This window comes from Nocardioides sp. Z22_16, assembly GCF_058134365.1.
This window is the reverse complement of sequence record NZ_JBYTTI010000005.1, coordinates 546,980-559,618: the sequence shown is the minus strand read 5'-3', so window position 1 is coordinate 559,618 and position 12,639 is coordinate 546,980. Positions and strand designations below refer to the sequence as shown.

Sequence of the window (12,639 nt, the reverse complement as noted above, 5' to 3'; positions counted from 1 at the left end):
GGGGCGAATCCGCTGGGTCGGTGGGGTGCGAAAGACCTGTAGAGGGCCGCATCGGGCAGCCCGCGCACAGGGGAGGACCCCAATGAAGATCCGCACCACGCTCGCCACGCTCGCGACCACGGCACTGCTCGCCGCCGGGACGGGGCTGCCGGCCCAGGCCGCCGAGCCCGAGCCGCTCGGCAACCAGAGCCTCGCCGCGGTCCTGACGTCCGACGGCAACCAGTTCGACTACAACCCCGGTGACTTCGACATCCTCACCGAGGCGGTGCTCGCCGTCCTGGCCGCCAAGCCGGACAGCCCGGTCGGCGTGCTGACCGACGGGGACGTGGCGCTCACCGCCTTCGCTCCCACCGACCTGTCCTTCCGGCTGCTGGCCAAGGACCTGACCGGCAAGTTCCAGTTCTCGGAGAAGGCGGTCTTCAACTCGCTCGTCTCGGCGGTCGGCGTCGACGCGATCGAGCAGGTGCTGCTCTACCACGTCGTCCCCGGCGCGACGATCGACTCGAGGACCGCGCTGAGGTCCGACGAGGTGGCACTGACCACGGCGCAGGGCGGCCAGGTCACCGTGGACGTGCTGGCTCCCAGGCTCGGCATCGTCCGGCTCCGCGACGCCGACCGCAACGACGTGGACCCGTTCCTGGTCCCCGGCAAGCTGGACATCAACAAGGGCAACAAGCAGATCGCCCACGGGATCTTCCTGGTGCTCCGCCCGGCCGACCTCTGAGGCGTCTTCGCCCGGAAGTAGAGGTCCGGTGTGGGATTCGGGCCACCTGGCCCGAATCCCACACTCGGCCGCGCCCCCGGCAGGATTCGAACCTGCGACCGGCGGATTAGAAGGCCGCTGCTCTGTCCCCTGAGCTACGGAGGCGGGGGGGGTCGGAATCACAGTCGGGAGAATCCTCGGGATGACCAAGCTGTCATTCACCCGACGTGCATCACGTCCCTGCGTCAGTATGCCCGACCGCGGTACCCGCCATGGTCAACGGCATCTTGCAGACACGGCGTAGCACGCTGTCGACTTGCCCACCTCGATCCCTTCACGTGCGTCTTGCGGACCAGATGCTGCCGGCGGAGCGGCTCGCTTTTCGATCCTGGTCCCTGAGGATCGTGCGAAGGGGGAGTGGTACGCAGTGCGCCTGTCAAAAGTTCGGATCACCAATCGGAGTCGGATTCAGGACCTGAAGCTTGAGCTGCGCCGGCACGCCGTGATCGTCGGGGCCAACGATGTCGGCAAATGGGACTGCCCCGAGCGTCAACCAGACCGGGGGCAGTCCCTGCCAATGGAGGAAAGCGAGCGAAGACTGACTGCGGCGGAGGGTTCGTTCGATTGCCTTGGGCCATCGCGATCGGCGAGTCGTCCCCGGATGAATCGCCCTTCCTAAAGCTCCTCGGCGGAACTGACTGGGAACTGACTGGGTGCTGCCTGGCTCTCGCCCCGTCCATGGAATGTGAGCCTCCACCAGATCCGGCACGCGCCAGGGGGTTCGCCATGGCGCACACGGTGGGGATGCGCGTGCGCCCATCATCCGGTGTGCGCGCGGCGGCTGCTTCAAGTGTCACGGCCGCCAACCCGGTCGACTCGGAGCGCACTCCGAGCGCCGGCGTAAGCCGGACCGCGTTCCTGGGCCTGTGGGACGTCCCTGCCCCCACGTGATCAGCCGGAGTCCTCAACGCGTGCGGGGCGCTCGGGAGGGCACCGCTTCGAACTTGGATCGGGTCAAGCACAGGTTTGGTTTTGGCCCTTGTCACGCTCGTTCTCGGTGTGCGCAATATGTCCCTCACACGTTTCCTGTCGCCCCTGTGGCGGCCTTCTCGGGGGAGCCATTGTGGTGGTGTTTTCTGGACGCGCGCCCGCAGCAGTTGTCGTTGTCGCCTCGGCGATCGCGCTGGTCTTTTCCGCGGCTTCGTTGCCGGCAGCGGGATCGGCCGCCAGCCCGCGTTCGCAGGTCGTGAAGCTTGCGCCGGCACTGGCGCCTCCGGCAGCGGCAGAGCGGGGGACCCCGTCGACGGCGCAGGGAGCCGGTGGGCTGACGGCGGCGCAGGCCGGTGTGGCCCCGGATCGCACCGCGGAGCAGGCGGCCAAGGCTGCTGCGCAGGGAGCTGAGCAGGGTGCGTGGCAGGTTTCGGCTCCCGGGTTGCCGTCCTCGTGGACACCGGGTTCGGCCGTCACCACGCGGGTCACGGTGCAGAACAGCTCTGGGCAGGCGTGGCCTGCGCAGTTGCAGCTGTCCTACCGCTGGACGGCCGTCGGCGGCACCGCGGACGTCTCACCCAGCGGCCGGGCCTACGTGCCGCTGGGTCGCAGTGTCGCCTCGGGGGAGTCGGTGACCCTCGCCCTGCCCGTGAAGGCACCCCAGGGTGTCGCGGGCGTCCGGTCGACGTACGACCTGTTTCTGGACCTGTGGGACGGCTCACGGTGGTGGTCCCAGGCGAGCCCCCCGGTCGCCACCACGACGCGCCCCGGGGCCGCGTGCGGGATGGTCACCCAGGGGTTGTTGTGCCCCGAACGCGTCATTGAGAGCGCGACGTCGAGTGGCCTGGGCTTGGAGAAGTTCTTCTCCTACGCCGGCGAGGCGACCGGGGCGGGCTCCGCGGCGTTGACGAACCTGCACAACGGCAACCTGGTGTGGTCCTACGACGCCTGGCAGAACCCCTCGGTCGGCGTGTCCACGTTTGTCCGGGTGGCTTACAACAGCCTCGACAGCAGCAATCCGGGGACCGGGGCGGGCTGGTCGGTGCAGACCTCGGCGCTGACCCGGCTCGGAAGCACGCTGTCGGTCCCTGCCAGCGGAGTGGTTTCCCCTCCACAGGCGATGCGGTTCGTCGACGGTGACGGGACCTCGCACGAATACCGCTTGGGCGAGGGATCGACCGCGTCACTGTGGGTCTACCGGCGCCCCGCCGGTGTGCCGCTAGCGCTCACGCGGGACCTGACCCGGCCGGCGGAGAGCCAGTGGATCTTCACGCGACCTGACGGCACCCGGTTCTTCCATAGCCACACCACGGGCCTGCCGACCGCGGTGGAGGACCGCAACGGCAACACGCTGAGCTTCACCCATGACGCGGCCGGGAAGCTCGTGGCGGTCCGGGACACCAAGGGGCGCACCACCCTGACTCTGGGTTGGTCCGCCGGGCGCCTGCAGTGGGTGCGGGACCTCTCGGGCCGGGCGCTGCGCTTCGGCTACGACGCGGGTGGCCGCCTGGCCACGCTGCAGGACGGCGGGCCGTTCGACCCGACGACTGGTTCGTTCGCGGGCGGCGCAGCAATCAAGAGGTTTCAGTTCGCCTACGCGGACAGCGATACACCGGGCGCCGGCAAGCTGCGCACTGTCACCGACCCTCGCGACGCCACCAGCACCATCGAATACGGCAGCAGCGATCAGGGCCAGCCGGGTTGGGTGGACGTGTTCAGGGACCGCGGCGACCGTGCGACGTACTACGAGTATGAGATCAGTGGCGCTCAGACCGCGCAGGTCGCCCGGGTGGAGGACTACGCGGATGGAAAGCGGGTGGTCACCACTTACCGGATGGACGGTTTTGGTCGCACGACCAGCGTGAAGGACGCGAATGCGTACGCCACCGGTGCCCAGGACCTCACCCTTCTCGGTTGGGACGCCGACCACAACGTCGTGGCGCTGACCGAACCGAACGGCGCGGTGTCGCGCTGGCAGTTCGACCCGGCCACCGGGTACCCGCTCCAGGTACGCGACGCCGAGGCGGCGCGTACCGACGGCCCGGCCACGGTCTTGACCTATACCCGGCTCGAGACGGCGCCCGGCAAGCCGACGGTGCTCGCCTCGATCACCACAGCGCAGGGGCGGCCATCTCGATTCGCCTACGACACCCGCGGCAACCTGACGTCGGTGACCGACGGCGAGCAGGGCGTTACCCGGCACACCTACAACGGCGACGGCACGCTCGCCACCACACAGGACGCGAACGGGAACCGCACGACGTTCACCGCGCACGACCCCAACGGCTTCCCGCAGGCCATCACCGACGCGGCGGGGAAAGCGACGCGGTACGTCTACGACGCCCGCGGCAACGTGCTGCAGGTGACTGACGCCCTGGGCCAGGACACCATCGCGGCCTACGACGTGTTCGGCCGTCCGACCTCGATCACATCACCGCACGACGGCCAGCGGGTCCGCACCGTCGCCACCGGCTATGACCTCAACGACAACGTCGTCGCCGAGACCGCGCCCACGGGCGCTCGGACCGCCTTCAGCTACAGCCCGATGGACGAAGTCCTCGAAACCGCCCTGCCCGACAACAACGTCTCCGGGCGCACCATCGAGTACGAATACGACGAACTCGGGCGGCTCATCACCGAGATCAGCCCGCTCGGCGTCGGAATGTCGGGCGACGACTACACGACCCGGTACACCTACGACCGGGTCGGCCAATTGTTGACTGCTCAGAAGACCTTCCTCGCCAACGGCAGGTACGTCCGCCCCACAACCACCTACTCCTACGACAACGTCGGAAACCTCCGCTCCGTGCTGGACCCCAACAAGACCGCCAGCACCGCGACGGACCACACCAGCCTGTTCGAGTACGACCTCAACCACCGCCGCATCGCGGCCACCGACGCGGCCGGGCACACCTCCCGCACCGAGTACGACCGGGACGGTCTGGTCACCGCCGAGGTCGACCAGGACGGCCACCGGAAGACCTATACCTACGACCAAGCCGGGCGCGTCACGTCCGAGTCGGTCCCGCACACTCCTTCGGGAGCGACGGCTCCTGTGCAGCGGACCATCCGGTACACCTACGACGCGGCCGGCAACCAGCGCAAGGCCACAAAACCTTCGGGGCTGTTCACCGAGACCTTCTACGACGCCCTGAACCGGCCGATCAGGACGCACGGCGCTTTCGACCCGGACAAGGAGGTCCGGTACCGCACACCCGCCCGCACGTTCCTGGAGTACGACGCACTGGGGCGGCTGGCGCGCCAGTCCGAACCCACCTACACGACTCAGGGCCAGGACTGGACGACGTTCGACTACTTTCCCTCAGGCGACATCAAGCGCACTCGTGAGCCGTGGAACCTGGTCACCAGTTACGACTACGACCTCAACGGTCAGCAGACCAGCCGGACCGTGCGGAGCACCGACGACCGGGCCGACCGCACCATGACGTGGGCCTACTACCCGGACGGCTCGCTGAAGTCTCGCGCGGACGCTGCCTCCACGGACCCGGTCACGGTCACCGCAGGCGCCGCCGCGGCCACCAGCAACGCGAAGACCACTGCTGTGAAGGTCCCCGTCGCTGGGGACTACGAGGTCTCCGCCGCGTGCGACTCCGCGTCCGCCGAGGCACCTGAGGGCAACTACCGAGTCGCCAGCGCGGACGGCAGCACGACGCTGCGCGCGGCGGCCGACCGGTGCACGAAGGGGTACACCGCCCTCGGGGAGCTCAGCCTCGACGCCGGCGTGGAGTACCCGATCTCAACTCCTGGTGAGATCCGGCTCCACATGGCCGCAACCCAGGTCGCACGCTCCACGGAGTACACCTACGACGCCGACGGCCAGCAGACCCAGGTCCGCAGCCTCGTCGACGGCACCCTGTCCCACCGCTGGCAGACCACCCGAGACGGCCTGGGCCGCACCCAACGAGTCGAGGAGTTCGCCGGCACGGACGCCACCACACCCAGGCGCTGGACCACCTACTCCTACGACCTCGTCGGCAATCTCCTGACCTCCTACGCCCAGCGCCCCGACAGCGCCACGACCAACAAGGCCGCCGCCCGGTACACCGAGTACACCTGGGACCCACGCGACCTGATCAAGACCGTCCGCAGCGGCGCGTCCCCGGCCGACCAGACGCTCAAGACGACCCAGTACGAACACGACTCCCGGGGGATGCGCCTCAAGCTGGTCAAGCCCAACGGCAACGTCACCCGATACACCTACTACGAGAGCGGAGAGGTCGCCACCATCCGGGAGAAGACCCCCGGGGACGAGATGGTCTCGCGTCACCTGCTCTCCTACAACGCCGACGGACAACGCTCCGAAGACGCCTCCCGCCTCCCCGACGCTGCCGCCGGCGCCCCAGCCGGGTCGACCCTGGAACAGACCGCCACCTACAAGTACACCCCCGCCGGCCAGCTCAAACTGGTCACGAAGACCGACGACGCCGCCGACGGACGGCCCGACGCCGGACCCGACGAGACCTACGCCTACGACGCCGCAGGCAACGTCGAGAAACAGACCATCGGGGAGAAGGCCACCACCTTCACCTACCAGCGCAACCGGCTCACCTCCACGACCTCGGCCGGGCTCACCCTGACCCACCAGTACGACTCCTGGGGCCGTTCCTCCCGCGTCACGGCCGCGGACGGCACCGTCGCCAAACGCTACGAGTACGACGGCTTCGACCGGCTGGTCAACGAGGAGCAGTTCCTCACCAACGGAGCCAACGACGTCACCACCACACGCACCTACGACGCCTTCGACCGCACCACCCGGGAGACCACCAAGGTCCGGACCTCCCCAGCCCGCAGCACCCGGTTCGTCTACCTAGGTCTCGCCGACCAGGTCGCGGTCGAAGAACAGCGCAACGACGACGACTCCTGGGCCATCACCCGCTCCTACGTCTACGGGCCCGAGGGCCAGAAGATCGGCATGGTCAAGACCCCCGTCGAGGGAGGCACCGGCAAGTCGTTCTACTACGGCAACAACCCCCACGGAGACGTCGAGACCCTCGCCAACGACGCCGGCAAGGTCGAGGCCACCTACCGCTACCAGGCCTACGGTGCCCCCGACGAGGTCGGCACCACCGGCCTGGACGCCAAGACCGGCGACCCGGTCGCGGACGCCGAGGTCGTCAACCCCTACCAGTTCAACAGCAAGCGACTCGATGCCGGCACCGGCAAGTACGACATGGGGTTCCGCGACTTCGACCCCGGCCTCAACCGGTTCCTCACCCGAGACTCCTACAACGGCGCACTGGCCGACACGGCCCTAGGGTTCGACCCCTGGAACGCCAACCGCTACGCCTTCGCCGGCGGCAACCCCATCGGCGGCGTCGAGATCGATGGCCACTACGTGCTCCCCACAAACAGTGGCATGACCCAGGAGGAGTTCGAGAAGGAGCAGAGAAATAGCAAGAGTTCCGGCACCCCGGACGACGGCACCAGCGCTGCGACAAGTGAGCCGACCCAGGAGGTCTGGACAATCTCGAACGGGAGTGTCTCGCAGGAGTACCTCGAGAAGGCCGGGCCATGCGCCCTCACCACCCGTTGCGACACCGGTGGGTCAGATGCGCCCCTAACCTTCGCAAAGGCGCTGTTCTTCGACCCGGGCGCCTGCCAGGACGGCCTGGGGAGCTGCCTGGCCGAGATCGCCATGGCCGCCCTTCCGGTCGGCAAGCTTGGAAAGGGTGCAAAGATTGCCGACGATATCCGCGATGCTAGCCGTGCGGGCGAAGAGGCCGCAAACGCAGGACGCCGAGCGTTCGACATCCATCCGCGAGTCTCGGGCCAGCTGAACGATCCCCGTCTGGGAGCGCTCCGGGGCAAGCTGACGCCGGACGACCTCCAGGATCTCGCGCACAATCCGAACGGGAACTACTTGCTCGACAGCGCCACCGGCAACATCAACGTCATCCAGGAGGTTGACGGCGTCATCCTGCGCATCACCACGCCTCGGGACGCGTTCAAGATCATCTCGGTGGGGCGCATGAGGCCTAACCAAGTGCCCAATGGACTTGAGAGTGGCCGCTTCGTACCGATCGGCCCGGGAGGCTAACCATGGCAACCGTCCACATCCGCGACATCATGAGATGGCTCGCTGAGGCCGGCCAGGCCGATGCTCAGCCATGGTCGGGCGAGTTCTTCCTGGAGATTCGCTTCGATGAGCCGACAGCCTCGCTCCCTGTGGACGCTGAGATGGCAGGAAAGGTCATCACGGCTGACACTGCTCAAGGCACAGTGACAATCGTCTTCGACGACAACGGGCAGCTGAGGTCGCTGGATATCTCATGAACGTCCTGGTCCGCGTACTCGTAGCGCTGCTGATCGCGCTATCGATCGGCGGGACTCCCAACGCAGCCGAAGGTGCGGACGTCGGGCGCGCCGTGCTGCCAGTCCACACGCACGACGGGCTCTGGACCACCTGTAGCACGCAGGTGACCTGCCACGCCGACCTCGGGCCGCCTCCTCATTACCAGCCATCGCTGTCGCCATGCCGCCGAGGCGAGTGGATCGCGCGCCGCTTCGGCGCGCCCGCACAACGCGGCACCCCTTGCGAACACCACGTACGACGACCCCACGCAGCTCGTCCTGGTCGCCGGCGGCGGTCCCACGACCGGGAGGCTGGGTCAGGTCGATAGGAGAACCTTCCCTCGCGCGGTCGATCGCAGGTTGCCGCAAAGAGCGTTGACAACATCCCGACGGTGCACTGGGGGCAGCAGTCAAAGCACTTCCCGGGACATCCCAACTACAGCCCGGGAAGGAGTAAACTGGCCCTTCCCAGATGAGCGTGGTTGAGGGGTTCGGCATGGGCGGCGTGTCAGGGGGCTGAGAAGGCGTCAGGGCCTTCACGATCAGCAGCGACCAAGCAGCTTTTCGAGAAAGACCCTGACGGTGACTCACTGTACGTGCGCGCGCGGGACCTCATGGTGTCCGCGGGCTGATGAACTCTTTGGTGTCGAGGGCGTCCATGTCCTCGACGTCCTCGCCCGCAACGACGGGACTCTGGTGCTCGACGTCGAGTCCGACGCCGACCTCGCAGGCTGTGTGGACTGTGGTGTGGTCGCGGTCGGGCACGGCCGCCGGGTCCAGGTCCTCCACGACGCGCCCTGCTTCGGTCGACCGGTGCGGGTGCGGTGGCGCAAGCGGATCTGGCGCTGCCCCGAACCGTCTTGCCCACGTACGACGTGGACCGAGGAGCATCCCTACGCGCCGTCCCGGGCCAAACTCACAACCCGGGCGACGGCGTGGGCGGTCGATGCGTTGCGGCACGACGACACCACGGTCTCCGCGATCGCGCGTCATCTCGGTGTCGCATGGGACACCTGCTGGTCCGCGATCAAGACGACGGCGTCGGCCCGGATCGCAGACCCTGCCCGGCTGAGCAACATCAAGACCATCGGCGTGGACGAACACATCTGGCGGCCTTCGAAGATCGCGTCCACGGACAAGGCGGTCACTGTGATGGTCGACCTCACGCGCGACGAGAACGGTTGCTTACGTGCCCGGCTCCTCGACGCTGTGCAGGGCCGATCGGGGAAGGTCTACGCCGACTGGCTCACCGACCAAGGCGTCGAAGGCGTCGACGTCAAGGTCACCATCGAGCACGCCGCGCTCGACCCGTTCCGCGGCTACGCCAACGCCATCAGGGACGAGCTGCCCGACGCGGTCGCGGTGCTCGATGCGTTCCACGTCGTCAAGCTCGCCGGCAGCGCCCTCGACGACGTCCGACGTCGAGTGCAACAGGCGACCCTGCACCGGCGCGGTCACAAGGACGACCCGCTGTACAAGATCCGCCGCACCCTGCTCACCGGCGAAGAACACCTCACCGACCGGCAACGCCACCGCCTCGAGACGTACCTGCCGGTCGGCGACCCCGGCTGCGAGGTCGAAGTCGCTTGGCGGTGCTACCAGCTCGTCCGTTCGATCTACCACGCCGCGTCCCCAGCCGCGGGACGCCAAGTGGCGGAGAAGGTCCTCGACTCGTTGCACACCTGCCTGATTGCCGAGGTCAAGCGGCTCGGCAAGACCCTGCGTCGCTGGCGCGAGGAGATCTTGCCTACTTCACCACCGGCGGCGTCAGCAACGGTGGCACCGAGGCCATCAATGGCGTCATCGAGAAGACCCGACGCCTCGCCCACGGCTTCCGGAACTTCACCAACTACCGCATCCGGATCCTGCTCGCCGCCGACGGCTCACGCCCCTACCGACGCCGCCCACCAATCAGACCCGAACCATGCTGAACTGGGAAGGGCCGGCATGACCCAGGAGGAGTTCGAGAAGGAGCAGAGAAATAGCAAGAGTTCCGGCACCCCAGACGACGGCACCAGCGCAGCGACAAGTGAGCCGACCCAAGAGGTCTGGACAATCTCGAACGGGAGCGTCTCGCAGGAGTACCTCGAAAAGGCCGGGCCATGCGCCCTGACCACCCGTTGCGACACCGGTGGGTCAGATGCGCCCCTGTCCTTCGCAAAAGCGCTGATCTTCGACCCGGATGCCTGCCAGGACGGCCTGGCGAGATGCCTGGCCGAGATCGCCATGGCGACCCCGCCCGGCAAGATCGGAAAGGCCGCGAAGGCCGTCGATTACCTCCGCGACCTGAATCGTGCGACCTCACCGCATGCGGTCGCAAACAGTGGAGCCCCGCTGATCAAGGCGGGCGCTAAGGGCGGCGAGAGTGCGGGCAAGGCGTTCTCGCAGCGGGTTCGTCAGCAGGCTCTGGAAGAGAACCCGAGCACTTGCGTGTACTGCCGGATGGAGACTGGGCGGCCTCAGGTCGATCACGCCATCCCACGCTCGCAGGGGGGGCAACGCTACGTTGTCCAACGCGCAGACAACCTGCTCATGGTGCAACGCCTCGAAGCGTGATCGAAAGTTCCCGGTCAATCCGCCGCCCGGCTTCGAGGGCTTGTGGCCGCCGAGTTGGTGGGGGCTGCCATGATCGCTGCTGTGCAGTATTCCACCCATGACGAGCCGGTCTGGCGGGAGCGAGCGGACTTCATCATCAATGCGCCACTGCCGGAGGAAGGGCGGTTCGAGCAGCTCTGGACGAGGCAAATCGGTGAGGACGTGTTCGAGGTTTGCTGCATTCCGTTCTTCCTATACGACGTCGCACTTGGCGACTTGGTGGAGACCGCCCCGCAAGGCGATCTTCAGTACGTTTTCAGCCGAGTCCGACAGCGGGCGGGACGCTACGTGTTTCGCGCCTTCTTCGAGCGGACGCAGTACCGCTTCCGCGACTCGACGGTGGAGACGCTGGCAACTCTCGGCGCGCTGACCGAATGGTCATCGCCAAGCCTTCTTGCGGTTGACGCCGAAGGCGCGGCGGTGAGGAGAGTGGCTGACCTGCTGCACGGTCTCGAGACGGAGGAGCGACTGGTCTACGAAACCGGCAAAACCGCGTGACTGCTCGGTGGCCGTGGGCTAGTTCGCGGGACTGGTGGGGGAATAGGAGCGATGTGATGAGGTTGGGGATGATCTTATTCTCGTCGTTTCGAACTGCTGAGTGCTTCGAGGGCAGTCATGGTTGGTCGTCGCCAGCACTGGCTCATTACCGTGAGCGACTCTCGTATCTGGATCGGCGTTCAAGACCGCGCTTGCCGCCCCGACCGTAGCCGCGTATGCCGTCCGCGCACGAGGGTCACGGACAACCCTCGCGGGGCGGGCTTGGCGTCGCGGCGGGCCTACGAGCTGGGGGACTGCGCAGGGCTTCAGGGCAACCCGACCCGCGATCGGAAGTCAGCAGGACGGAAGTCCGTGTCCTGGCTCCAGCACTTGTTCAGCGTGCGCTTGACGGCTTCGTCCGGGCGATCGTCGCAGTCGAAGCAGCGCCGGCGACCTGGCAGCAACTTGGTGCTGACGCCGAGGCAGAGAGCCGGTGTTGCCTGACGCCGCTCCGCGAGCACCCGGCGCAAAAGGGGGGCGCTGTCCTACGCTTGCGCGTCGGACGTGCCGGGCGCTGGCGTCATCAGACGGAGTCCTCACCCGCTGCCTTGCACTCGGTAGCCAGGCGCGTTCCGCCTGGTCCTCGAACGCGTTCCCGGGTGGCAACCCGCAGAGCCAGAAGTCACGAGAACAGGCTGGTCACACTGGATTTCCGACCCCCTATGGAGGCGGGGGGTCGGGACTCCCATCGGGAGAGACATCGCGATGACTCTGTGGTGGTTCGACGGAGCTCCGGTGAACGGCGTGGCCCGGCTCGGCGTCCCGGTCAGTCGCAGTTGTCGCAGAGCCCGGTGGCCGGGAGCTGCATGAAGCACCGGGGGCAGGTGGCCGCCTTGGGCGGATCCACCTGACGAGCCTTGCTCACCACCGCCTTGGACTCCCGCGGGGCGCGGGGCGCCGCGGCGGCGCGCGGCGTGCGGGTCGCGGGGGCGCGCTTCGCCATCTCGCGCCGGGGCGGCAGGGCGGGCTGGCCGCCGTCCGGCGGGATCTCGGCACCGTGCCGGCGGTAGCACTCCAGCCGCTCCTGCGCCGCGTGCTGCTCGGGATCGGTGACGACGTCGCCCCGCACGCTGTTGACCGTGTCGGCGTACCACTCGCTCATCCGGCCGTCCGGCCCCACGCAGAGCGCGCCCAGCAGTGGCTCACCCCGGCGGCGGCAGTCCTTGGCGACGCGGTAGAGCACGTCGCCCATCCACAGGCTCGGCGCCTGGCGCTGCCGGATCCTGGTGCGCTGCTGCACCGCGTGGGCCAGCTCGCCGACCGTGATCACCGCGTGGTACTCCCGGGCGGTGTCGGCCAGCACGTGACGGGCCGCCAGCGCGAACGTCTCCCGGGTGGTCTCGACGTCCAGCGTGCGGGCCTCGATCCAAGCGACATCGTCCACGCGTACGAATGTATCCCGTGGGTACGGAGGACCGACCGGTGGGCGGATCCCAGGGAGCCTGGCAGGCGTGCGGTCCGGCACGGCACAATGGGGCCAGCGCCGCCGCCGGCGTCCGTAC

At 67.9% G+C, this 12,639-nt stretch carries 6 protein-coding genes, 1 tRNA gene and 1 pseudogene; 6 read left to right on the top strand and 2 right to left on the bottom strand.

Annotated features, from left to right (window positions below; genetic code table 11):
* The first annotated feature begins 82 nt into the window (after positions 1-82).
* Positions 83-724 (top strand): fasciclin domain-containing protein, encoded by a 642-nt coding sequence (locus AC3X7R_RS17805; RefSeq protein WP_489967011.1) that lies wholly within the window; start codon positions 83-85, stop codon positions 722-724.
* Positions 725-795: 71 nt separating this feature from the next.
* Here the strand turns inward: AC3X7R_RS17805 and AC3X7R_RS17800 are convergent.
* Positions 796-868, bottom strand: a tRNA-Arg gene (locus AC3X7R_RS17800).
* 874 nt (positions 869-1,742) lie between these two features.
* Between AC3X7R_RS17800 and AC3X7R_RS17795 the strand changes: the two genes are divergently transcribed.
* The 5 genes and pseudogenes from AC3X7R_RS17795 (at position 1,743) to AC3X7R_RS17775 (ending at position 11,098) form a co-directional block, all read left to right on the top strand.
* Positions 1,743-7,751, top strand: a complete 6,009-nt coding sequence (locus AC3X7R_RS17795; RefSeq protein WP_489967010.1) for an RHS repeat domain-containing protein — start codon at positions 1,743-1,745, stop codon at positions 7,749-7,751.
* Positions 7,752-7,753: 2 nt separating this feature from the next.
* On the top strand, positions 7,754-7,987 hold the full coding sequence (locus tag AC3X7R_RS17790) for a hypothetical protein (RefSeq protein WP_489967009.1): 234 nt from the start codon (positions 7,754-7,756) through the stop codon (positions 7,985-7,987).
* Positions 7,988-8,587: 600 nt separating this feature from the next.
* A pseudogene (locus tag AC3X7R_RS17785) lies at positions 8,588-9,936 on the top strand (ISL3 family transposase).
* A gap of 16 nt (positions 9,937-9,952) precedes the next feature.
* Positions 9,953-10,561, top strand: coding sequence for an HNH endonuclease (locus tag AC3X7R_RS17780; protein WP_489967008.1), 609 nt, complete (start codon positions 9,953-9,955; stop codon positions 10,559-10,561).
* Positions 10,562-10,630: 69 nt separating this feature from the next.
* Positions 10,631-11,098: a DUF4265 domain-containing protein gene (locus AC3X7R_RS17775; RefSeq protein ID WP_489967007.1), complete on the top strand. Its 468-nt coding sequence runs from the start codon at positions 10,631-10,633 to the stop codon at positions 11,096-11,098.
* Between the two features lie 805 nt (positions 11,099-11,903).
* Here the strand turns inward: AC3X7R_RS17775 and AC3X7R_RS17770 are convergent.
* Positions 11,904-12,521, bottom strand: coding sequence for a hypothetical protein (locus AC3X7R_RS17770; protein ID WP_489967006.1), 618 nt, complete (start codon positions 12,519-12,521; stop codon positions 11,904-11,906).
* Positions 12,522-12,639: the final 118 nt, after the last annotated feature.